Source organism: Pseudomonas sp. WMBT8, assembly GCF_050916005.1.
Lineage (GTDB): Bacteria > Pseudomonadota > Gammaproteobacteria > Pseudomonadales > Pseudomonadaceae > Aquipseudomonas.
This window is the reverse complement of sequence record NZ_CP188096.1, coordinates 616822-640551: the sequence shown is the minus strand read 5'-3', so window position 1 is coordinate 640551 and position 23730 is coordinate 616822. Positions and strand designations below refer to the sequence as shown.

The window sequence follows — 23730 nt, the reverse complement described above, 5'->3', positions numbered from 1 at the left end:
TTTATCGCTCATTGCTGGAAGCTTCCCGATGCTGGTCATCCACCGCCGAATTGCGCCCCAACCCACCTGGGCCGCGGAGTTGCTGCTGAACTTCGAAGCCCGCAGCAAAAGCCGCCTGCGCTGTTTCAGTGCCGAGGGTGAAGATGTCGGCTTGTTTCTGGAGCGCGGCCAGCCGCCGCTCTACGATGGGGAATTCCTACAAGCTGAAGACGGACGTGTCGTACGCGTCTGCGCACGCCCTGAACAACTGCTGCACGTCACCTGCAGCAGCGCCTTTGAACTGACCCGTGCGGCCTATCACCTGGGCAACCGGCATGTGGCCCTGCAAGTGGGGGACGGCTGGCTGCGCCTGCTCGATGACTACGTGCTCAAGGCCATGCTGGAGCAACTGGGGGCCCATGCCGCAACCCTCGAAGCGCCGTTCCAGCCCGAGCACGGTGCCTACGGTGGCGGTCATCATCACTCGCGCCACGGTGACGAAGACTTCAACTACCCGCCCAAACTGCATCAGTTCGGCGTGCGCCTGTGAACCCGGCCTGGGCGCTGCTGCGTCTGGCCAGTCCGCAATTGCCGATTGGCGGCTACAGCTATTCCCAAGGCCTGGAAATGGCCGTGGACAATGCCCGTGTCAGCGATGCCGACAGCGCCCGACGCTGGATCAGCGACCAACTGTTGCTCAACCTCGCGCGCTTCGAAGCGCCGCTGTTGCTTGCCCATTGCCAGGCGGCAGCTGCCCAGGACTGGGTGGGCCTGCGCCAACTGTGTGAAGAACACCGCGCCAGCCGCGAAACCCGCGAGCTGTTCCAGGAGAGCCGGCAAATGGGCTACTCCCTGCAACAACTGCTCAACGGCCTGCCGGAACTGGATGACGCGGCGCGGCGCTTTCTCGACACCACCCACGAACCCCATCTGGCCCTGGGCTGGGCACTTGCCGCACGAGCCTGGGCGATCAGCCCCGACGATGCCCTGGCCGCCTGGCTGTGGAGCTGGCTGGAAAACCAGTTGGCCGTGCTGATGAAGACCCTGCCCCTGGGCCAACAGGCCGCCCAACGCCTGACCAGCGAACTGCTGCCGTTGCTGCAACAAGCCCAGCAGGACGCCAGCCAGCGCGATCCCCACCACTTTGGCAGCGCCGCGTTCGGCCTGTCCCTGGCATGCATGGCCCACGAGCGCCAGTACAGCCGCCTGTTCCGTTCCTAGGAGAACCCCATGAACACACAACCTTTGCGCGTCGGTATCGGCGGCCCCGTTGGCTCCGGCAAGACCGCCCTGACCCTGGCGCTGTGCCTGGCCCTGCGTGATCGCTACAACCTGGCGGTGGTCACCAACGACATCTACACCCGCGAAGACGCGGACTTTCTGGTACGCAACCAGGCCCTGGCGCCCGAACGCATCATCGGCGTAGAAACCGGCGGCTGCCCGCATACGGCGATTCGCGAAGATGCGTCGATCAACCTCGAAGCGGTGGATCAACTGAACCGGCGTTTTCCCGGCCTCGACCTGATCCTGGTGGAGTCGGGCGGTGACAACCTATCGGCCACCTTCAGCCCAGAACTGTCGGACCTGACCATCTATGTGATCGATGTGTCGGCCGGCGACAAGCTGCCACGCAAGGGCGGGCCGGGGATCTGCAAGTCGGACCTGCTAGTGATCAACAAGATCGATCTGGCGCCGCTGGTCGGTGCTTCGCTGGAACTGATGAACAGCGACACCCAGCGCATGCGCGGCGGCAAGCCGTTTGTCTTCAGCAACCAGAAAACCGGGGTCGGCCTGGAAGAAATCGTCGCCTTTATCGAACGCCAGGGCCTGCTGACCGCAGCCTGATCCCCTTACCAAGGAGCTGTTTATGAGCCTCAACAAACTGTTTGCCGCCGCCGCACTGCTACTGGCCCCGGCCCTGGCCCTGGCCCATCCGGGCCACGGCGACAATGGCCTGGTGGCCGGTATCAGCCATCCGCTCGGCGGGCTGGACCATTTACTGGCGATGCTGGCCGTCGGCCTGTGGGCGGCACAGCAACAAGGCGCGGCGCGGTGGGCGCTGCCATGTACGTTTGTCGGCACCATGCTGATCGGTGGCTTGCTGGGTTTTGAAGGGTTGGCCTTGCCGGCCCTGGAGAGCGGGATTGCCGCGTCGGTGCTGGCCCTGGGCCTGGCGGTGGCCTTGGCGATCCGCCCGCCGGTGGCGGTGGCCGTGGCCGCAACAGCCGTGTTTGCCCTGTTCCATGGCGTGGCCCATGGCCTGGAGCTGCCGGACATGACCAGCCCTTGGGCGTATGCGGCCGGGTTCGTCGGGGCGACGGCGGTGCTGCATGCGGCCGGGTATGCGCTGGTGCGTTTCCTGCCAGCTGCGGCGGCACCGCTGGTGCGGGTGGCGGGTGCGGCTTCGGCGGCGACGGGGGTTTGGTTGCTGGCGGGCTGAGTCTTGTGGCGCCTGTAAGGTACTCATCGCAGGCAAGCCAGCTCCTACATTTGACCGAGTTCTACCTTTGGAATGGGGTCGAATGTGGGAGCGGGCTTGCTCGCGATAGCGGTAGCAAAACCACCGCAGCCCCCAAGCCTGCTACCATGCGCGGCAAACACCCCTGCCGTGACGACGCCAGCCGATGCCCATCGCTCCAAGCTCTGCCAACAAGCCTCAATTGAACGCTGTGCTCACGCACTTCAACGACCTGATCGTGCCGCTCTGGCAGGGTCCGGGCTGGAATGCCGAGTTGGCGCTGCCCTATGAGGCGCTGGATGCCGATCACCGCCCGTTGCCCCCGCAACGCTACCGCGCCATGGCCTGTGCCCGACAGTTGTATGTGTTTGCCAGCCTGATCGGCGCGCCGGGCAAGGACTTTGCCGAAGAACGCGCCGCGACGCTGTTTCGCTCGCTGCAAAGGCACTTTCATGACGCCGAGCACGGCGGCTGGTTCTACAGCATCGACCCCCACGGCCAGCCGCTGGACAAGCGCAAAGACCTGTATACCCACGCGTTTATCATCTTCGCCTGCGCCCATTACTGGGCCAAGGTTCGCGAGCCGTTGGTGGAGTCGGTGCTCAATGCCGCCCTGGAAGTGGTCGCCGAGCGCTTTGCCACGGGCGACGGCCTGTATGAAGCGGTCCTGGAGCGTAACTGGTCGTCCCTCAAGTCCGGCCCGCTGCAGAACCCGCTGATGCACCTGGCCGAGGGCTTCCTCGCCACCCTCGCAGTGCGTGAAGATGCGGCGGTGCAACAGGCCCTGCTGGCACTGGCGACGGCCATGCAGCGACGCTTTATCGAACGCCAGCATGGCGTAATGATGGAAAAGCCCCTGGGGGCTGTGGATAACTGGTTCGAGCCGGGGCATCAGTTTGAATGGTTCTTCCTGCTGGAGTCCTCGCCCCTGCTGCGCGGCACTGCGCTGCATGCCTCGCTGAGCCGGGCATTCGCCTATGCCGAGCAAACCGGTGTGGATAACCTCAGTGGCGCGGTCAGCGGCATGTTGGCGCTGGACGGCAGCGTGCGTGACGCCACCCAGCGCATCTGGGCCCAGGCCGAGTACCTGCGCGCACTGACCTTGCGCCCGGGCAGCGCGGCGGTGCTGGAGCGCCAGTTGCTGGCGTTGCAGCAGCATTTTTTACATGCCAAGGGCTGGAATGAGTGCCTGGATGCCAAGGGTGAGGTGAGCCGGCGGGATATGCCGTCGACTACGCCTTACCATTTGGCTACCTGCTATCAGGGGTTGAGCGAGTTTCTCGGCTGATCTTTCTGGCCCCATCGCAGGCAAGCCAGCTCCCACACTTGAAGGGGTTCACCCTTCAACAATGTGGGAGCTGGCTTGCCTGCGATAGCCTCACCTCGGTCTAACGGCCAATCAAGCAATCCACTTGCGATCCCCAGTAAAGCTGATCGTCAACCACCGCGCCTTGTCCGGCGCGCCCAGCCCTGTGGATATCTCTTCGCGCAGCCCGTCGAGCGTCGCGACCTTATCCACCGGGTAGTCCGCCGGCAGCACCACATGAATCTCGATAAACCGCGCCCGCCCGTGCTTCTGCACGTAGGACACGTAGTCGTCGAAACCATGCCGGGCCTGGGCCGCGTCCATCACTTCGCGCACTTTGTCGTCCAACTGGTCGGGGGCAATTCCCAGCACATCGCGCAAGGCCGGGCGCAAGATCTTCAACGCCGGCGCCAGCATGCTCAGGGCCAGCAGGATCAGGATCAAGGGGTCGACGTACACCGCCCACTCGCCATAGCCCTGGGACTTGAGCAGCAGCGCGGCCAGGAAGCTCACCAGCAGGCCCACGGAGAGCATGGCGTCTACCAACCAACTGATGTTGTCGAACTGGATCAGCGACGACTGCAGCTTGCGGTTGCGGTGCCGCACATAGAAGAAGTAGGCGAACTCGACCACGGTAAACACCGCAGCGTAGATGATCACCAGCCCCAACTCGATCTCGCGCCCGCCATTGATAATGCCGAACACCCCGTTGAGAAACGCGTAGATGGCGATCAACAGCAGGAAACTGCCTTCGATCAGCAACACCATCGGCTCCAGGTGCCAGTAGCCGAACTGGAAGCGATCGTTGCTTTTCTTGGCGATCAGCTTGGCCGTGATCAGCATCAGCACCTTGATAAAGGTCGCGATCAGCGAGAAAAAGCCGTCGAATAAAATGGATTGGGCGCCTGATATCACACCCGTGACAATCCCGGCGATCGCCACGGCGAACATCAGGATGGTCGATTGTTTGAGCAGTGCCTGCTCACCTCGGTTACTCACATATCCTCCTGTCAAAACCTTTAAACCGCTGGGTGCGGTGGGGTTTTCAGGAGTGGAGTGTACCTTATGCCGCCTTTTGGCCGATTTGCCGCCTTCGCGAGCACGTCGAATCGGCGGTGCGACGATTGGACTTGCTCACGAAACAGGCGACGCGGTCTCAAGCCTTACTTGGCCCCACGCTCAATCGCGAACCCAGCCCAGGTCTGGCTTACCGGCATCAGCTCCAGGCGGTTGATGTTCACGTGCGCCGGGGTGTTCATCACCCAGAAGATGGTGTCGGCAATGTCCTGCGGCTGGATCGGCTCGGCGCCAGCGTAGGTGGCGTCGTAACGCGCCTGGTCACCGCCAAAGCGCACCAGGGAGAACTCGCTCTCGCACAGGCCCGGCTCGATGTTGGTCACGCGCACGCCGGTGCCTTGCAGGTCACAGCGCAGGTTCAGGGAGAACTGTTTGACGAACGCCTTGGAGCCGCCATACACGTGGCTGCCCGGGTATGGGTAGTTGCCGGCGATGGAGCCCAGGTTGACGATCCCGGCGCCACGGCCATGGGCGATCAGGCGCGGCAGCAACAGGCTGGTGGTGGTCAGCAGGCCCTTGATATTGGTGTCGACCATGGTCTCCCAATCGTCGAGGCTGCACTTGGGCGCCGGGTCGGTGCCCACGGCCAGGCCCGCGTTGTTGATCAGCCCGCGCAGCTTGCTGAACGACGCCGGCAGGTTGGCAATCGCCTCTTCCATGCCCTTGCGGTCACGCACGTCCACTACCAGGCCATGCACCTCGGTTTGCTTGGAAAGCTCTTCGACCAGGGCATTCAAGCGCTCGGCACGTCGACCGGTGAGCACCAGTTTCCAGCCAGCCTCGGCAAAGCGACGGGCACAGGCTTCGCCGAAACCTGAGGTTGCGCCAGTAATAAACAGCGTGTCGGACATGGTGTTCTCCTTGCGGGCATCGAGAAAAAATCAGCCAGCAGAATGCCCTTACGCCGCCGTCGCGGCAACCGCTATGCACACAACTTGAAGCACATCTGGTCAATTTTTAACCACCACAGGCAAAGCCTTATAAAACGTGGCGCGCAGCCATGTGCGCGCAGGTTATCCACAGCTGCGCCCACAGTCTTTGGGGGCAAGTGCAAAACCCTCCAGGCCGCTGTGTACAAGGCTTTCAGGGCGATTCAAAAAGTTTTTTGCTTGACCTTGGGCGGCCCATATGTAGGCCCATGGGGGAGGACGCGCCAGGAGGCATGGCTCCAGGCCAGTAAATCCGGCCCCTGCACACGTCTTTCCAGAGTTTAACCACAGACTTATCCACAGGCTTGCAGGTCATGTTCCGGTCATATACCTGTGTCTATGAACAGGTTGACAAAACCTGCGGCACCTCCCGAAAAAGCCCCTGATCAAAAAACAGCCACCACGCTGTAAGCCCCGTAGATAAAGGCGTACAGCCAGCTACTCCCATGTTACCCACAGCCGGTTCCACAGTGGATGGGGACAAGTCATTTGTGTGACAAAACAGGGATTTGCGGCGGCTATATGTCGCGCTTTGGGAGGTGTGTGGATTTGTTTTCCACAATTTGCCGGAAGGCCTGCGGACTACCGAAAAATGTAGGCGCCCGCTTTATGTGGAAGCCGGGCTTGCCCGCGATGGCATCACCTCGGTGTACCTGAAATACCGAGGTGTCTGCATCGCAGGCAAGCCAGTTCCCACACAAGCCGGCGCCTAGGGTGATGGCGGGTTAGTGCCCGCCGAGGTAGGCGTTGCGCACTTCCTCGTTCACCAGTAGCTCCTTGCCACTGCCAGTCAAACGGATTTCGCCGTTGACCATCACATACGCCCGGTCAGACAGGCGCAGCGCGTGGTTGGCGTTCTGCTCCACCAGAAAGATGGTCATCCCGGTAGCCGCCAGTTCGCGCAAGGTGGCAAAGATCTGCTTCACCACAATCGGTGCCAGGCCCAGGCTCGGCTCATCGAGCAGCAACAGCTTGGGCCGGCTCATCAACGCCCGGGCAATGGCGAGCATTTGCTGCTCGCCACCGGACATGGTCATGGCCCGCTGGTTACGCCGCTCCTTGAGCCGTGGAAACAGCTCGAACATGCGCTGCATATCCTCGCTGGCGTGCTTGTCGCCAATGGGGATGGTGCCCATCAGCAGGTTTTCCTCGACGGTCATGTCGGGGAACACCCGCCGCCCTTCCGGGGACTGGGCGATGCCGTTGGAGGCGATGTAGTGGGACGACTTGTGGGTAATGTCCACGCCCTGATAGAGGATCTGCCCGGACTCGGCACGCGGCTGGCCGAAGATCGACATCAGCAGCGTGGACTTGCCCGCGCCGTTGGAGCCGATCAGGCTCACGGTTTCGCCCTCGTCGATGTGCAGCGAGACTTTCTTCAGGGCCTGGATCGGGCCATAGAACACGTCCAGGTCCTTCATTTCGAGGATAGGCGTCGTCATACCAGCTCCTCCTCATCGGCGCCCAGGTAGGCCGCGATCACTTTCGGGTCGTTACGGATCGCTTCCGGCCCGCCCTCGGCAATGACGTTGCCGTGGTCCAGCACCACGATGTGGTCGGAAATACTCATCACCATGCCCATGTCGTGCTCGATCAGTACCACTGTGAGGTCGTGTTCGTCGCGCAGCAGGCGAATCATCGCACTAAGGGCTTCGGTTTCCTGGGGGTTGAGGCCAGCTGCCGGTTCGTCCAGGCAGATGATCTGCGGCCGGGTGCACATGGCACGGGCGATTTCCAGGCGGCGCTGCTGGCCGTAGGACAGTTCGCCAGCCAGGCGGTTGGCGCAGTCCACCAAATCCACCACTTCCAGCCAGTAAAAGGCGTGGTCCAGTGCGTCGCTTTCTGCCTTGCGGTAGCCCTTGGTGTTGAGAATGCCCGCCAGCATGTTGCGGTTGACCCACATGTGCTGGGCCACCAGCAGGTTTTCCACCACCGACATTTCCTTGAACAGGCGAATGTTCTGGAACGTACGGGCCAGGCCTGCGCGGTTCACCAGGTGGGTGCCGCCGAACATCTTGTAGTACACCCGACTGAAAAAGCTCTTGGGCGACACGAAGTCGGTAGGCTTGAAGCGCTCGCCGAGCAACTGGATCACGTTGGTCTGCTTGCCGCGGATGTTGAGTTCGATCTTGCCGCCACTGGCCGTATAAAAGCCGGTCAGGCAGTTGAACACCGTGGTCTTGCCGGCGCCGTTGGGGCCGATCAGGGCGAAGATCGAGTTGCGTTCGACCTTGAGGCTCACATCGCTCAAGGCCTTGATGCCACCGAAGTGCATCATCAGGTGTTCCACGTTGAGGACAACTTCCTTGCTCATGGCGCTACCCCCTTGCGTGGTGTCACACCGGTACGGCTGATCCGGATCAGGCCGCGTGGCCGCCAGATCATCATCACCACCATCAACACGCCAAACAGCAACACCCGGTACTCGGAGAAGCTGCGCAGCAGTTCAGGCGCCACGGTCAGCACGAACGCGGCAATGACCACGCCCACCGTCGAGCCCATGCCACCCAGTACCACGATGGCGAGGATCAGCGCCGACTCGAAGAAGGTGAACGAAGACGGGTTGACGAAGCCCTGGTAACTGGCAAAGAACACCCCGGCCAGGCCGGCCGTCGAAGCGCCGATGGTGAAGGCCGAGAGCTTGACCAGTACGTGGTTCAGGCCCATGGAACGGCAAGCGATTTCATCCTCGCGCAAGGCTTCCCAGGCGCGGCCCACTGGCATGCGGGTCAGGCGATGCTTGATGTACAGCACCAGCAGCACCACCAGAAACAGCACGATGTAGATGAACAGGAACTTCACGTTGGGGTTGTAGGCGATGCCGAAGAACTCATGGAACGGCACCCCGCCCTCCTTGGCACGCCGGCCGAACTCCAGGCCGAGGAACGTCGGCGATGGCACCGGCATACCGTTTGGCCCGCCGGTAAACGACAGCCAGTTATTGAGCACCAGGCGGATGATTTCACCAAAACCCAGGGTCACGATGGCCAGGTAGTCACCGTGCATTCGCAACACCGGGAACCCGAGGATGCACCCCGCCAGCGCAGCAGCGATGGCCGCCAGCGGCAGCACCGTCCAGAACCCCAGCCCGAGGTATTGGTAACCCAGGGCCAGGCCGTAGGCGCCGATGGCGTAGAACGCCACGTAACCCAGGTCAAGCAGCCCGGCCAGGCCGACCACGATGTTCAGGCCCAGGCCCAGCAACACGTAGATCAGCCCGAGGATCACCACGGTCAGCAGGTATTTGTTGGCGAAAAACGGAAAGACAATGGCGATCACGATCAGCGCCGGGATGATCCAGCGCAGCCGCGACTTGTAGTCCGGCGCCAGCACATGCACGCCAGAGCCCGAGCTTTCAAAACCCTGGAGAATCTTCAAGCCCTTGGGGGTTTGCAGGAACAGGCTCATGAGCAGGCGCCCGGCCATGACGATGGCCACCAGCAAGCCGACGCGGGCCGGTTCCAGGTTGAAGCTGTAGCCGTCCAGGACCACGCCGACGATGGGGCCGAATACGATCAGGGAAATCAGCCCGGCGAGGACCGCATCGACCACACTTTTCTTGATATCGATAGATTTGGCAGCAGACATGTTTACACCTTCGCCACGAGCGGGCGACCAAGCAGGCCCTGGGGACGGAAAATCAGAATCACCACCAGCAGGGAGAAACTGAACACGTCTTTGTAGTCAGAGTTGATCAACCCCGAGAACAGCGACTCGGAAATCCCCAGGATAATCCCGCCCAGCATCGCCCCAGGCAGGGAGCCGATGCCGCCGAGTACCGCTGCGGTAAATGCCTTGATGCCGATGATAAAGCCGGCATAGAAGTCGAACGTGCCGTAGTTCAGGGTGATCAGCACACCGGCCAGGGCCGCCATGGCGGCACCGATGACAAAGACGTAGGAGATCACGCGGTCGGTGTTGATCCCCAGGATCGAGGCCATCTTGCGGTCTTGCTGGGTCGCGCGGCACATGCGGCCGAGCTTGGTGTACTTGATGATGTAGGTCAGCAGCGCCATGCCGGCAAAGGCCGCGACCAGGATGAAGACCTTGGTGTAGGTCAACTGTACGAACCCGGTGCCGATATCGACGCGCCAGGCGCCGGCCAGCAGGGTGGGAATGCCTTGTTGCTTGGCGCCCTGGGCGATCTGCGCGTAGTTCTGCAGGATCAGCGAGATCCCGATGGCGCTGATCAGCGGGGCCAGGCGAGTGGAGTTGCGCAACGGTTTGTAGGCGACACGCTCGATGACCCAACCATAGACGCCGGTGACGACGACGGTGAATATCAGGGTGCCGAGAATGAGCAGCGGGAAGGATTCGAGGCCGAAATAAGCCAGCAGTGCCAGACTGATCGCCGCGAGGTAAGCGGAAATCATGTAAACCTCGCCATGGGCGAAGTTGATCATGCCAATGATGCCATAGACCATTGTGTAGCCGATGGCGATCAGGCCATAGACCGACCCGAGGGTCAGGCCGTTGACCAGTTGCTGCAGGAAAATACCATCCATAACGCAATCTCACGCGGTGAGAACCTGCACACCCTTGGGCGTGCGGCCCTTCTGGAGGAAAAAACAGATCTGGTGCCGGACGCAATGGCCCGGGCAACCGCGATCCAGTGTGGGAGCTGGCTTGCCGGCGATAGCGGTCTCACATTCAACACAGGTGCTGGCTGTCAGTCCGTCATCGCGGGCAAGCCCGGCTCCCACAAGGGGTCGGCGGTGGCTGGTTGATTACTTCTGCTTTTCCAACTGGTGGTACTTGCCGTCCTTGTCCCACTGGTACACCACGTAGTCGGAGACCTTCAGGTCACCCTTGGTATCCCATTCCTTCTTGCCCATCACGGTTTGCACCGGGTTGGCCTTGAGCCACTTGGCCGCGTCTTCACCCTTGTTGGACTTGGCGCCGTTGAAGCCGGCCGCCAGGGCCTGGATCGAGGCGTAGGCGTACAGGGTGTAGCCTTCAGGCTCGGTGCCATTTTTGCGGAACTCTTCCACCACGGCCTTGCTGTCTGGCAGCAGGCGCGGGTCGGCGCCGAAGGTCATGTAGACGCCATCGACGTATTGCGCACCACCGGCGGTCGCCACCAGTTCGTCGGTCACCACACCATCGTCAGACATGAACTTGACGTCTTTGAGGCCCGCTTCACGGATCTGGCGCACCAGTGGGCCGGCTTCCGGGTGCAGGCCGCCGAAGTACACGACATCGGCGCCCAGCGAACGGATCTTGGTCACCAGGGCGCTGAAGTCTTTCTCGCCACGGGTCAGGCCTTCTTCGAGCACCGGCTTGACGCCGCGCTTGGTCAGTTGGGCTGCGGTGGCATCGGCCAGGCCTTTGCCGTAGGTGTCCTTGTCGTTGATGACCGCGACTTTCTTGCCCTTGAGCACGTCGACGATGTAGTCGCCGGCCACGATGCCCTGCTGGTCATCCCGCCCGCACATGCGGAACATGGCGCCCAGGCCACGCTCGGTCACTTGGGGGTTGGTGGAGCCTGGAGTGATTGCGATGATGCCCGCTTCGTCGTACACCTCGGAGGCTGGAATGGTGTTCGACGAGCAGAAGTGCCCGACCACGCCGATCACTTTGTCCTGGTCGGCCAGGCGGTTGGCCACGGCTACGGCCTGCTTGGGTTCGCACGCGTCGTCACCGGCCACCAGCTTGATCTGCTCGCCGTTGATCCCGCCCGCCTTGTTGATCACATCGGCCGCCGCCTGGGCACCTTTCATGTACTGCTCACCGAAGGCAGCGTTGGCACCGGTCATCGGCCCCGCCACGCCAATCTTCACATCAGCTTGAACAAACGTAGAAACGCCCAGCGCGGCAGCTACCGCGAGGGCCAGGAAACCTTTCTTGTAAAACGTCTGGGACATGAGTGGTGCTCCGAGTTTTTTGTTGAATGGGCACTGCAATTTCACTTCAAACTTTCACTTGAAACCTTCACTGGAAAGCTGAGAGCAAGCGGCGTGCCATTGCGTTTTTATATTTCAAAAAGACACGGTGTCATTGTTATTACAGGCGTTTCGGTGCCTTTTTGGCGGGACGTGCAACCCTCTGGAACGCAGAGGTGCAACCACTGGCCCGAAAGAGTGAAACCCGCCCATTGGACTGATGTCAGCCAGCCATCAAGCGCCCCTTCGAGCATCTGTAACCATGCGCGTAACGGAAGTGCACATTTACAGTGCGTCACTGCTACGACTCGCACCAATACAGATTAGTAGCCGGCTAAGAAAATGCCGGCTTTTGAAGGGTATTTCGCTGATCAGATGACAATTCGCAGGCATTGGCCCGCGTGGTACAGCGAGAATCCGGCCTCGTACAGGCAACTGCGCAGGCCCACGCCGGCCAGCGGCTGCATCGGCGCAAACGGAATCGGCAGGGCCTTGGGGTCCTGGTGGCACAAATAATCGGCAAATGCCTTGCCCACCACGCTGCCAGTGGTCACCCCACGCCCGTTGTAACCAGTGACTGCCACCAAACCGGGCGCCGGCTCGAAAAGACGCATCAGATGGTCTGGGGTGAAAGCGATGCAGCCGGTCCAGGTGTATTCCCAGTCCACCGCCTTGAGAAATGGGAAATAGTGCTGCTGCACGCGGTCGGCCCAGGCCTTGAGAAACCAGGTGGGTTTCTGGTTGCCATTGCCCAGGCTGCCCAGCAACAACCGCCCATCGGCATCGCGGCGGATGCTGCTCAGCACCTGGCGGGTATCCCAGGAACCCTGGCCGCCCGGCAGGATTTGCTGCGCAGCATCACCGCTCAGGGGCACCGAGGCCACCTGATAGTAGTAACCGGGGAAAAAATTGCGCCGCAACTCGGTCCACTCGCCTTCGGTGTAGGCATTGGAGGCGATCACCACTTGTGCAGCCTGCACCGCGCCCTGGGCCGTTTGCACAGACCAGGATTGGCCCTGGCGCTCCAGTTGGGTCACCGGTGAATGATCGAACAACTGCCCACCCAGGCCCACTGCGGCATTGGCCAGGCCACTGGTGTAGGCCATCGGGTTCAAGGTGCCGGCACGCCGGTCGAGCAAGGCGGCGGCGATCTTTTGGGTGCCGGTGGCCTGCTCGCACGCAGCACCGGTCAGCAGCTCCACGGGCGCGCCACGGCGCTTCCATTGTTGCTCGCGGCTGCGCAGGTCGGCTTCGCCACGGGCGTTGTGCGCCATGTGCAACGTGCCCTCGCGGCGCAGTTGGCAATCTATCCTGTACTTGTCGATCAGGCTGAACACCAGGGACGGCGCTGCGCCAAGCATCCGGTTGAGCTGGCTGCCCACCGCCGTGCCGAAACCAGCCTCGATCTCATCCGGAGGGATCCACATCCCGGCGTTGACCAGCCCCACGTTGCGCCCAGAACCGCCATGGCCGGTGCGATGGGCCTCCAGCACGCAGACACTTTTACCTTGCTCCAGCAGGTGGATGGCCGCCGACAAACCGGTGATACCGGCGCCGATCACACACACATCCACCTTGACCTCGCCCGCGAGTGCTGCGCGATCCGGCCGGCCAGGGGTCAGTTGTTCCCACAAACACGCTTCGCGTAATGGCATTGCCAGACTCCGGGATCTAACAAACAACTCTTATTCTGAATTGCGAACCCAATCGAATGTGGGAGCTGGCTTGCCAGCGATGACGATGGTGAATTCAATACCGCTATCGCCGGCAAGCCAGCTCCCACATTGACCGCATTTCGGCTGGAGGCTCAGTCGAAGGTAATACCCTGGGCCAACGGCAGCTCCAGCGAATAGTTCACAGTGTTGGTCTGCCGGCGCATGTATCCGCGCCAGGCATCCGAACCCGATTCACGCCCGCCACCGGTTTCTTTCTCGCCGCCAAACGCGCCACCGATCTCCGCGCCACTCGGCCCGATATTGACGTTGGCGATCCCGCAATCACTGCCCACCGCCGACATGAACTGCTCGGCCTCGCGCACATCGGTCGTAAAGATGCACGACGACAGGCCCTGCGGCACAGCGTTGTTCAAACGCAGCGCCTCGGTGAAGTCCTTGTAGCTCACTACATAGAGAATCGGCGCGAAAGTTTCGCTGCACACCACATCGCTCTGCTCAGGCATTTCGACGATGGCCGGCGCCACGTAGTAAGCGTTGGGGAACTGGTCCTGCAACTGACGCTTGCCGCCAAACACCTTGCCGCCTTCGCTCAGGGCCTGCTCCAGGGCGTCCTGCATGTTTTCAAAGCTGTGCTTGTCGATCAGCGGGCCGACCAGATTGCCTTCCAGAGGATGGCCGATGCGCACCTTGGAATACGCGGCCTTGAGGCGCGTGACGATTTCATCCTTGACCGACTCGTGGGCGATCAGCCGGCGCAGGCTGGTGCAGCGCTGGCCTGCGGTACCGACCGCGCTGAACAGGATGGCGCGCACGGCCATGTCCAGGTCGGCGCTGGGGCCGAGGATCATCGCGTTATTGCCGCCCAACTCCAGAATGCTGCGGGCGAACCGCGCGGCAACCTTGGGCGCCACTTCGCGGCCCATGCGCGTGCTGCCAGTGGCGCTGATCAGCGCCACGCGCGGGTCGTCCACCAGGGCGGCGCCGGCATCGCGCCCGCCAATGACCACCTGGCTGAGGTACGGTGGTGCATCGCTGAAGTTTTTCGCCACCCGCTCGAACAAGGCCTGGCAGGCCAGTGCGGTGAGCGGGGTCTTTTCCGAGGGTTTCCAGATCACCGCGTTGCCGCACACCAGCGCCAGCGCGGTATTCCACGCCCACACTGCGACCGGGAAGTTGAAGGCGCTGATCACGCCCACCACGCCCAGCGGGTGCCAGGTTTCACGCATATGGTGGCCAGGGCGCTCGGAGGCGATGGTCAGGCCATACAACTGGCGCGACAGGCCCACGGCGAAGTCGCAGATATCGATCATTTCCTGCACTTCCCCCAGGCCTTCCTGGGTGATCTTGCCGGCTTCCCACGACACCAACTCGCCCAGGTCGGCCTTGTACTCACGCAAAAGGTCGCCGAACTGGCGCACCAGTTCACCGCGACGGGGCGCCGGCACCTTGCGCCAGGCGTCGAATGCATGCTCGGCACGACTGACCTGCTGCTCGACCTCGGCGGCGCCTTCCCAGTGCACACTGGCAATGCGGCTGCCATCGATAGGGGAATGCACGGGCTGTTTCCCCGCCTGGTACAACGCCGGGTCTACCCCCAGACGATCAAGCAATGCGGCAACCATGGGTCACTCCTTCAATCCATCAACAAAAAAATGCGCCGCAGCCCGCACGACGATCCAGGCCTTATTTGTAGCTGGCCCAGGACTTGCCAACAAACGACGATTAGGCGAGATATCATTCCGTTTATTCATGCAAAACAAAAAGAGGCATGCCGTGCTCAATAAAAGACATTTGCCCTCGATCACCGCGCTGCAATGCTTCGAGGCCGTGACCCGCCACCTGAGTTTCACCCGTGCCGCCGAGGAGCTGAACCTCACGCAGAGCGCCGTCAGCAAGCAGGTCGCGCAATTGGAAGAGTTGCTGCAGCACCTGCTGTTTCGCCGGGTGCGTCGGCGCTTGCAGATGACCCCGGCGGGCGACCTGTACCTGGTGGAAGTGCGCAAGATCCTGAGCCAGGTGGAGATGTCGACCCACTACCTGCGCTCCTACGGCGGCGAGACCGAAGTACTACGGGTGTCCACGCCCTACACCTTTGGCGCGCGCTGGCTGGTGCCACGTCTCAAGGGCTGGCGCCTGCGCCACCCGCAGATCCACCTGGACCTGTGCAACGAACAGACGCCAGACGAGTTGCTGCAAGGCAAGGCCGACCTGGCCTTCTACTTCGGCGCAGGCGCAAGGCCCGGCACCGAGAGCCTCAAGCTGTTCAGCGAGGAACTGGTGCCGGTGTGCGCCCCCGAGAGCCTGCCGGCCCTGCCCTTGCGCGACCCGACGCAACTGAGCGAACTGGTGCTGCTGCAAAACGCCTCACGCCCCCAGGGCTGGCACGACTGGTTCGCCAGCCTCGGCTACCAGACCGAACACAGCTACCACGGGCCGCGCTTTGACACCTTCTATATGTGCATCCGCGCCGCCCAGGTGGGCTGTGGCGTGGCGCTCCTGCCGCGTTTTCTGGTGGAAGAAGAGCTGGCAGACGGCAAGTTGGTGATCCCCTGGCAGCACGCACTGCCCAGCCAGGACGCGTACTACCTGGCGTACCCGGAGCATTCGGCGGAGGTGCCCAAGGTGCGGGATTTTGTGAAGTGGATGATGGAGCAGAAGTGAGCAAAGTGTCTGCGGCTAGAGCGGGATAGCAAACCATCCGCAGCAAGCCCCGCTCTCCAAAACCACTACCGATCAATCTGCGCATAGGGCACCTCTACAGCGCCCTCACTCAGAAATATCTGCTGCGGCAAGGTGAAGTCACGCAATTGCAGCAAGGCCAACGGCCCTGCGCCTAGTTCCGTGCGCAGGTTCCAGGTCAGGCTTGCGCCGTCTGGGGCCTTCAGCACCATACGATAGTGGCTGTCACCATCGTCCAGATGCGTGATTTGGGCTTTTTCCAGCAGGCGGATCAGGCCCCAAGTGCCCTGGAAGTCGCCGAACAGACGCTCGCCGGTATGAATGCTGGTCCAGCTCAGGCTGGCCCCCGGGTGGTCGCTGCGGCCCGGCCAGTTGAAGCGCTGCCAGATTTCGCGCTGGTTGAAATACTGGTGCTGTTCGCCATTGAGCACGAAGGTGGTTTGCACTACATCACGCACCGGTTTGCCTTGTAGATCGAAACTCAAGCCCATGCCGCCATCGGTGTAGATCACATCCGCCAAATGACTGAGCTGGTTGATCGCCGCCAGGAACTGCGGGTTGAAACGCAACCCCTGGCTGTGACGCGGATCGGCCACCCAACGACTGCCTTCCTTGCGCAATACGCCGCGCAGTTGGCGTTGCAAAAACTGCTCGATGCGCCCGGAGTCGGCGCGGATCATCTGCCCCAGCATCGGCAACGAGGAGTCGCTGGCGGTGTTTGCAAAAGGGTAACGACCGGCGAAGGCGCCTTGCCAGTCGGTGACCACCGCCCGTTGCCATTGATTGTTGAGCCCTGCCGCTGACGGTTGCAGCACCCGTTGCCAGGCTTGCTGCAACGGCTGCACGAACAGCGTCTGGCCGACGCCACCCCACTCCGCGCCCAGGCTGGAGGCAATCAGGCTGCCGTAAGACTGGGTATCTGTCAGGTCGACGCTTTTGCCCTGAAATACGGTCTGCGCCAAGGCCTGGGTCATTTCCTGCGGGTCGGGCGCATTGCTCACTTGCTGCAATTTCAAACGTACCCGCGTGACCCGAGTGAGAAACGCTTGCAGGCTCAACCGGTCGTTATCAGCCTTGCCCTCCGGGTCTTTGCCCAGCAACATCAGCAGCGGACCGAAGGTGGCATCCAGCGGGCTACGTGGCGTCTGAGTTTGCTGGTCGATCACCGGCACCTTGTCCTGGTCGATCAGCTTTTGTGCGGACTTGATCAGCGAGTCGGCCAATGCCTGCGTACGCGTCCCGGCTTGGCCCTGATAGGCCAGGGTGTTCATCAGTGCAATCAACGGCGACTGGCGCACATCGGTCATCAGGGTTAACTGGTCGATCACATCGGGCAGGCTGTCAGCCTGATGCCAGCGCAAGGTGTTGAGAAAATCCAGCCAGGCATTGGCGTAGTCCAAAAAGTAACGCTCGGTAAGACGCTCCTTGAGCACCTCCGGCGTCAACTCAGCGGCGATGTCGGTTTGCTTGTCGCTGAGCACCCAGTCAATTTCCTCGCGGCGCGCCTCGGCGATTTCGTCGATGGCCTGGCGCACTTGGCCTTCCCAGGCTTGGCGGGTGAACACGCCCGGCACGCTGGCTTCGGTGTAGAACAGCGCCAGGACGTCGGTCTCACCGACCATGTTTTGCACCCCCATGTCAGGGTATTGGTTAGCAGCCAGGTCGAGGACTTGCTGGTACAGGCTGGTCTCGGCATTACGCTGGCCCAACTGGCCGAGCAGCACTTGCCGGGTCAGTGCTACCAGCGTCGGGTCAGCCTTGATGGCCCATTCAGGATGCGCCGCCAGATGCTCGCCATAGAACTGCCACAGCGTTGGCGACAGACCTTGCCACAGCCCCGGCGATACGCCAACGCGCGACGGCTCGGCGTTGCTCAAGGCTTTGGTCAGAAAGACCGCATTGGCTTTTTGCGGGCGTGCCAGCATCAGATACGCCTTCAATTGCTCGTAGGCACTCTGAGCCCGCTCGGCCCGTTGCTCGCTGCCCGGTGGCAGGCTGATCAAGGCGTTGAGCTGGCGCTGCAAATTGGCCGCCGCCGGGTCACGCATCAAACGGTTGTTGACTTCGACATAACGCGGCCACACCACCTCGAACAAATCCGGGTTCTGGTTCAGACCGAAACGCTGATACCAGGGCACACCGTGTTCGGCGCGATAATCCAGGCGGGAGAGTTCGCGCACCAGGTCATTGAGCGCAGTCAGTTGCGCATCACCGTTGCCCGGTTGCTCCAAGGTCGCCAACGAGGCCTGCACCTGGGCAAGCTGCACCCGGTTGCTGACAAACGACAGCAACAGACCGGCGCCCCACAGCGTCGCCAGTCCCAGTATCAATACATAGGCGACACGCGGAACACTCCAGCCCAGCCGACGGCCACTGGCTTTATCGTCCAGCACGCCGTGCCACACCGGCGCGGCCGGCCAAACATGTTGAGCATCGCGCTGAGTACGCTGCACCGGCAGGCTGAACCACAACCCGCGTAACGGCACGCCACGGGCAAACTCACCGGCCAGAGGGGCCAGCGTGTGACGCCAACGGGCAATTCCCTCGCCCTGTAAGTCCCGCGACAGGCGTAGCAGGAAGTCATGGCTCATCTCACCATTCATCTGCGCCAGGCCCTCGCGGCGCAATGGCTCCAGCAACCGAGACAGAGAGGTTTCCAACGCCGCCGCCGTTAAACGTGCAGGCAACAGGCAACCGACCGGGCGTGCCTTGCGAGTAGCCTGAGACCATGCGCTGTCGCAGACATGCCACAGGTGCAACGGCAACTGCCAGCTCAGGCTGCGGGCCAGGCGCTGCAACTGATGAATGCCCGCCGCGATTGCGGCATCATCGGCGGCCTGGGTGTTGTTCAGCGCCCAGACCACGCCGTCCAGTGCGCGCCAGCGGCTGAGGCCAGCCCATTGTGTAGGGAATGATTGGTCCCGCGTCGACTGGGCACTACCGCCCCACAAGAGCACGATGCCTTGGCCTTCCAGCCAGCGTTTATCGGCCAGGGTCGGGGCTATGGCTTCGACTTGCGCGGGTTCGCCGAGGACCAATAGGAGGCGGACTTTGCGGCGCCAGAAGAAGCCGTAGCATTCGCGCAGGTGCTCGCGCAGCTCTCCTACCTTTGCCGCGTCTGGCGATGTCGGTTCCGGGTTCAATCGCAAGTTCGGCGTCTCAGCGTCCGCACCCACAACCCGCCGTGCCTGGCGAAGCGCCAGACGATCCCATGCCAGCAAAATGACCGGGCAGAACCAGCAGAACGCGAACCACAACCCCAGGCCCCACAGCAGTAAGTGCTTGATCGGAATTTTCGGCCAGCCCAGATAGCCGCCACACAAGCCATACAACAGGCCACCGAGCAGCACCAGCAGCGTCATGATCAGTAGATAGCCCAACCCCACGCGCACCAAAGAGCCCTTACCTACGTCTTTAACTGTTGCCATGAGGCACCGCCACTCCAATCGCCAATCGTTTGTTTCCATCCTGGCTCAGCCAACCACAGGGCTGACCCGCCTCTCCCGCCTGCAGCAATGCCAGGGACATCCCGATAAATGGCGCAAGGTGCGCCAGCACGCCCCACTGCCCGGCCAGTTGATGCCCCACCGCTGACCAACCGCCCTCTACAAACGCTGCCTGGCTGGTTTTATCCAGTGCCAGGCAGGTGGTCGGAGGAGATTGCAGCCCGGCGTAACGCTGCATCTGTGTACAGAGTTCGACAGGAGACTCGCTCGCCAGGTATTCACCGCGATGCAACAACTGCCGGCCCTGTCGGCTTGCCCGCCAGAGGAAGCCGGCTTCACCGGTCAGCTCACCCTCGTCTGCGCTCTCCACCGACACCACACCGGCGCACAACAGCCAATCGTTCTCGCCACAGCAATCGCGGTGGAAGGTATCGATCAGGTCATCCAAATCAGTCAGGTTCTGTAATGACAAACGGGCCTCGGGCAACACCACGCCCGCCCGGGCCAGCGCATCAGCGAAAGCAGCCTGGCTGCTCTCATCTCCTACCCATGCAATCGCCCGCAGTTGCGACCAGCCCTCGACCAGCCCTGGGAGCGCCAGGGTCAAGCGAGCCAAATGCCGGGCCAGGGCCGGGGCACGCTCGGTGAGAGCACTCATCGACAACGGACAACGCAACATGAGATGCGTGGCGCCGGGTGTCGCCAAAGGCTTAGACAGCGGGACGTCTTTCATCAAGTTGCGGTAATCGGTTTGCACATCACCCGCAGGTCCCAGTAACAACACGTCCTGCACCGGTAGCCCGAGAGAGCGCCATTGCCACCAACGCTGTATGGCGGTCTCCAGCGTACGCAGATACACCGTGCGATTGAACAGCTCGATCTGCCACACCACCACACGCACCGCCAGCACCAACGCCCAGCACAGCGGCAGCACTGCACTCCACAGCCACAGCTCCAGGCGCGGTTGCTCCTGGGGCCACACCAGCAGCAAGACTGCCGACTGCGTCCCCCACAGCAGCACTAACCCCAGCCACCAGCGTCCCCAGCGTGGTGCGTCCGGTTCGATAGAGCCAGGGTATTCAGGGGGGCCATTCATGGCGCGACACTCATAAAAGTTGCCGCCAAGGTGCTGACCAACTGGCAACCGCACGCGCAACGATGGCCATCCAGCGCCACAGGTTTGCCGTCCATGGTAGAAATCGAGGTACCTTCAATAATGTGCGTCATGCCATGCAAATTGCAGCGGACTTGATCGTCTACACAGGCCACTGGTTTGCCGAAGGCTTCGTAGTGTCCCGATAACACCTCACCGCCGAAGGGGTGCAATGGGTCGCCCAGCCGTACCAGAGGCATCATGAGACCACCGCCTTCACCTGCTCGACCAAGCTGCCCGTCTTGCGCAACATCGCACTGGTCTGCTCGATACGCTGCATATAGTCATCCAGCGAGATCTGGCGCTTCTGTTCGGCCACCACCTGGCCGATATGGCGGGTCGGTTGCAGGAGTTTCTCGGCGCCCGGCAGGAACGGCATCGCCAAGCCAGTGGCTTTATCGATTACCTGATAACCAATGGTCGCCGCACCTATGCCCCCCGCCAGGCCGCCAAGTCCACCCAGTGCCCCACCACGCTTAATGCCATACACCGTGGCCCCGGCAATCATCGCCACGCCCACTATGCGACCGGCCACAACCACCGGGGACAGATCGCGGCTGTTGTCGTTGCCAAAATAGGTCATGCGATAAAAGAAGTAACCTGCCCACATCTCCCGTGTTGTCAACGCATCGTGCATGAACCAGGCACGAGAGTCGTGTATCTGGTCATCGAACAACGACACCAACAGGGCCATGTCCAGATCCGCGCTAGGCGTGCCTTGAGTGTCACGGAACAGTTGCTCACTGCGCCGCTTGCCCTCGGCCCTGAGGGTTGCGTGGTCTTTGCTCTCATCATTTTGGTTGAGCAGGTAAATCGCATCGCGCAGCACCACATCAAGAACGGTGCCTTTCCAATTAGTCTGTTCACGCTTGGTGTCCAGGTAATCACTCTTGAATTCCGCGGCGGCCTGGCTGAGCTGGGTCTGGTCGATCGTCGGTTCGTAGATCCGCGGGCCCGGGAGATTAGGGTTTTCCAGTCGTTTACGCGGCAGGCCTGCCACTTCTTTTTCATAGTCCTTGCGCTCTTCACTCGCAATGTAAGCCGTGACTTCTTTGGCCTGAGTGAAATACGGCTGGCGTTTGTAGCTGTCGTTATCATCCTTGAGGTCATTAACATAACGGCCAATGCGCCAGCCGGTGATCCAGCCCAATTGATCAGCCAGAGTGTCTTCTACGGTTGTGCTCAGAAGCTGCGGTGTGTACTCCCCAGCGGGATTGTCGACGGACTTGTCGGCGGGGATACCAGGTAGGGTTTTGCTCCGCCAGGCGTTGAAGCGTTCGATTACTACAGGGCTGACGTCGAACTCCCGTAACGTATCGCGCCCCATGCTTCGCCATTGCGCCTGCGACAACAGACTTTTTGGCAGTACTGCTTCCAACACTTGCAGCGGCGCTCCTGCTGAAAATGCGGCGGCATATAGGTCGTGCAGAACGATCTGCGACACCAGTTCATCAGTGCCACCACGGGCCTTGCCCTGGTCATTTTCGGGGTAGCCGCCGCCAACATCGGAGTGCACACCGGGGTAAACCACCTCATAGGTGTTGGCCGGATACTGGCCGTTCTCGTTCCGGATCGAATCCAGCGGGAAGCATGAGCGCTGCTCAAAGCCGGCGACAAAATGTCGGCAACACTTGACCAGCTTCGGGAAGCGCTGTGCATCCGGCAATAACTGGGTGTCATCGGCCCAATCCATGTGCCCGGCGAAAAACGGGGCCGCATGGGCGATGCCCACCGAGGCCACGGTGTCCAGCACACCGAGAAATTCGACGCTCACGGGTAAGCCCGCCAGTTCTTCAACAGGTTGCTCGGCGCCCTCAGGGGTGTCGAACAACTGGCTCAGCCAGGTGACAAAAGTACGGGCCTCGGCTGCTCCTCGGGAGAAGCCGTACACAAACAGTTTGACCCCCAGCACGCGAGGCTTGGCCAATTCCGTTTTGGCCTGCAAGGGGGCCAATAACTCGTTCATCGTCCGCCGCCGGTTACCTTGACCTAGGGCACTCATCAGAGGCGCCTTCAAGGTGCTCATGGCCTGGACCTTGGTTTTGGCAATAGCCCTATCAATTTCTTTCTTATCGTTAAGCGCGAAAGACAGGGCACTGGCTACCTGCACCAACGCCCAGTTGATGCGATCCTCACCCCCAGTGGCATATTTCAGCCCACCTTCGCTGTAATCCAGCTCACCAATTTCGGGAAACGGAGTACCGACACCCGGCATGTAATAAGAAAAATAGCCTTTGCTCTTGGCATCATTGTCTTGAATCGACGCATGATAGAGTTTGGCGATATTACTGGGGTGGTTACTCTTGGTATCGTTACTGTCGTTATTGTTGGTGCCATCGAAAAATAGACTGATATGCAGACTATGACAGCAGTCGGAATGCCGCTTCTGCCCTCTGGAATTAACCCCCTGACGGTAACGGCTCTCCTCGAAAGTTTGTTTATTGTAATTGGCGGCCACCACCGAAGTTATCGTCGGCAAACGACCACTTACAGGAAAAACCGGAGGAGCCCAAGCTTTAGCTATGGAATTGCTTTTCATTTCGGACATACAGCGGGCTCCTTCATTTGCTTAGGCTCTTTAATCGGGTTGTTCGGCGAGCCGTAGCCCCAGCAAGAAGTTGTGACTTTGACCTGATTACAGACTAAAAAATGCACCTTAAGATCACAAGACTCTGTACCTGGCCACTCCGGAATTTCCACTGTGACTCTATGGTGCTGATAATTGGCTTTATGTTTAGCTTGTGCGGCTCGATAGCCATCAGTTCCTAACGGCGGCCATTTTGAGTAAGCAAAAGGGTCAGGGTCGACTTCCCACTCGACATTAGCCTTCAAACCAGGTCGCCACTTAGTCGGCATGATGATGCAGCACGAACTCCCGCCTCCTCCATGGGCCCTGTAACCATTGACCGAAAACCAATTGATTGCACTCAAGGTATGGTTGACGGCCTGTATATTTCCGGCCGCCATTTCGTTATCCGCAGAGGAACATCCGAATAGCATTAAGGCCAACAAGCCACACAACCCTTGCATCAGAAATTTTCTCATCATTAATTTCATAGCCTTAAACCTCCCTGACCACAACCAAACTAAAAATGTTGCGCACGTAAATAAATAGTCACTCCAAGGTTTGTTTTTGTAATTGGCG

General features: G+C 61.1%; 20 protein-coding genes. 6 read left to right on the top strand and 14 right to left on the bottom strand.

Annotation, left to right across the window (positions count from 1 at the left end):
• The first annotated feature begins 28 nt into the window (after window positions 1-28).
• The 5 genes from ureE to ACO77H_RS02675 all read left to right on the top strand — a co-directional run bounded on the left by ureE (window position 29) and on the right by ACO77H_RS02675 (window position 3725).
• On the top strand, window positions 29-529 hold the full coding sequence (ureE, locus tag ACO77H_RS02695; RefSeq protein WP_169952140.1) for an urease accessory protein UreE: 501 nt from the start codon (window positions 29-31) through the stop codon (window positions 527-529).
• Complete coding sequence (locus tag ACO77H_RS02690; RefSeq protein ID WP_169952142.1) at window positions 526-1200, top strand: urease accessory UreF family protein; 675 nt, start codon at window positions 526-528, stop codon at window positions 1198-1200. Before ureE ends, ACO77H_RS02690 begins: the two co-directional genes overlap by 4 nt.
• A gap of 9 nt (window positions 1201-1209) precedes the next feature.
• Window positions 1210-1824 carry an urease accessory protein UreG gene (ureG, locus tag ACO77H_RS02685; protein ID WP_003217431.1) on the top strand — a complete coding sequence of 205 codons (615 nt, stop codon included), beginning with the start codon at window positions 1210-1212 and terminating at the stop codon, window positions 1822-1824.
• A gap of 22 nt (window positions 1825-1846) precedes the next feature.
• On the top strand, window positions 1847-2419 hold the full coding sequence (locus ACO77H_RS02680; protein ID WP_169952144.1) for a HupE/UreJ family protein: 573 nt from the start codon (window positions 1847-1849) through the stop codon (window positions 2417-2419).
• A gap of 184 nt (window positions 2420-2603) precedes the next feature.
• Window positions 2604-3725, top strand: coding sequence for an AGE family epimerase/isomerase (locus ACO77H_RS02675; protein WP_432754966.1), 1122 nt, complete (start codon window positions 2604-2606; stop codon window positions 3723-3725).
• 111 nt (window positions 3726-3836) lie between these two features.
• Here ACO77H_RS02675 and ACO77H_RS02670 read toward each other — a convergent pair whose 3' ends face one another.
• The 9 genes from ACO77H_RS02670 to amaB all read right to left on the bottom strand — a co-directional run bounded on the left by ACO77H_RS02670 (window position 3837) and on the right by amaB (window position 14929).
• Complete coding sequence (locus ACO77H_RS02670; RefSeq protein ID WP_169952148.1) at window positions 3837-4742, bottom strand: cation diffusion facilitator family transporter; 906 nt, start codon at window positions 4740-4742, stop codon at window positions 3837-3839.
• A 164-nt stretch (window positions 4743-4906) separates the two neighbouring features.
• Entirely contained in the window at window positions 4907-5671 is a 765-nt protein-coding gene (locus tag ACO77H_RS02665) for an SDR family oxidoreductase (RefSeq protein ID WP_169952150.1), read from the bottom strand.
• Between the two features lie 803 nt (window positions 5672-6474).
• Window positions 6475-7191: an ABC transporter ATP-binding protein gene (locus tag ACO77H_RS02660; protein ID WP_029300502.1), complete on the bottom strand. Its 717-nt coding sequence runs from the start codon at window positions 7189-7191 to the stop codon at window positions 6475-6477.
• Window positions 7188-8063, bottom strand: a complete 876-nt coding sequence (locus tag ACO77H_RS02655; protein WP_029300504.1) for an ABC transporter ATP-binding protein — start codon at window positions 8061-8063, stop codon at window positions 7188-7190. Before ACO77H_RS02655 ends, ACO77H_RS02660 begins: the two co-directional genes overlap by 4 nt.
• Window positions 8060-9337: a high-affinity branched-chain amino acid ABC transporter permease LivM gene (gene livM / locus ACO77H_RS02650; protein WP_169952152.1), complete on the bottom strand. Its 1278-nt coding sequence runs from the start codon at window positions 9335-9337 to the stop codon at window positions 8060-8062. Before livM ends, ACO77H_RS02655 begins: the two co-directional genes overlap by 4 nt.
• 2 nt (window positions 9338-9339) lie before the next feature.
• Window positions 9340-10254 carry an ABC transporter permease subunit gene (locus ACO77H_RS02645; RefSeq protein WP_029300506.1) on the bottom strand — a complete coding sequence of 305 codons (915 nt, stop codon included), beginning with the start codon at window positions 10252-10254 and terminating at the stop codon, window positions 9340-9342.
• A 222-nt stretch (window positions 10255-10476) separates the two neighbouring features.
• Complete coding sequence (locus ACO77H_RS02640) at window positions 10477-11613, bottom strand: branched-chain amino acid ABC transporter substrate-binding protein (RefSeq protein WP_104911477.1); 1137 nt, start codon at window positions 11611-11613, stop codon at window positions 10477-10479.
• A 389-nt stretch (window positions 11614-12002) separates the two neighbouring features.
• Window positions 12003-13286 (bottom strand): L-pipecolate oxidase, encoded by a 1284-nt coding sequence (gene amaA, locus ACO77H_RS02635; RefSeq protein ID WP_170058613.1) that lies wholly within the window; start codon window positions 13284-13286, stop codon window positions 12003-12005.
• A gap of 152 nt (window positions 13287-13438) precedes the next feature.
• Window positions 13439-14929, bottom strand: a complete 1491-nt coding sequence (amaB, locus tag ACO77H_RS02630; protein WP_432754965.1) for an L-piperidine-6-carboxylate dehydrogenase — start codon at window positions 14927-14929, stop codon at window positions 13439-13441.
• Window positions 14930-15080: 151 nt separating this feature from the next.
• Here amaB and ACO77H_RS02625 point away from each other — a divergent pair, with 151 nt between their 5' ends.
• Window positions 15081-15968, top strand: a complete 888-nt coding sequence (locus tag ACO77H_RS02625; protein ID WP_169952161.1) for a LysR substrate-binding domain-containing protein — start codon at window positions 15081-15083, stop codon at window positions 15966-15968.
• 65 nt (window positions 15969-16033) lie between these two features.
• On the opposite strand, the gene ACO77H_RS02620 is transcribed toward ACO77H_RS02625, so the two are convergent.
• The 5 genes from ACO77H_RS02620 to ACO77H_RS02600 all read right to left on the bottom strand — a co-directional run bounded on the left by ACO77H_RS02620 (window position 16034) and on the right by ACO77H_RS02600 (window position 23642).
• Window positions 16034-19414, bottom strand: a complete 3381-nt coding sequence (locus ACO77H_RS02620) for an ImcF-related family protein (RefSeq protein WP_432754964.1) — start codon at window positions 19412-19414, stop codon at window positions 16034-16036.
• The gene (locus tag ACO77H_RS02615; RefSeq protein ID WP_432755733.1) at window positions 19401-20384 is read right to left on the bottom strand and encodes a hypothetical protein; all 984 of its coding nucleotides are present in this window, start codon (window positions 20382-20384) and stop codon (window positions 19401-19403) included. The genes ACO77H_RS02620 and ACO77H_RS02615 overlap by 14 nt, the downstream gene beginning before the upstream one ends.
• A gap of 140 nt (window positions 20385-20524) precedes the next feature.
• On the bottom strand, window positions 20525-20788 hold the full coding sequence (locus ACO77H_RS02610; protein WP_170042475.1) for a PAAR domain-containing protein: 264 nt from the start codon (window positions 20786-20788) through the stop codon (window positions 20525-20527).
• A complete protein-coding gene (locus ACO77H_RS02605; protein WP_432754963.1) occupies window positions 20785-23133 on the bottom strand; it encodes a T6SS phospholipase effector Tle1-like catalytic domain-containing protein in 2349 nt (782 codons plus the stop codon). Before ACO77H_RS02605 ends, ACO77H_RS02610 begins: the two co-directional genes overlap by 4 nt.
• Window positions 23121-23642 (bottom strand): DUF3304 domain-containing protein, encoded by a 522-nt coding sequence (locus tag ACO77H_RS02600; RefSeq protein WP_170042566.1) that lies wholly within the window; start codon window positions 23640-23642, stop codon window positions 23121-23123. Before ACO77H_RS02600 ends, ACO77H_RS02605 begins: the two co-directional genes overlap by 13 nt.
• Window positions 23643-23730 lie beyond the last annotated feature (88 nt).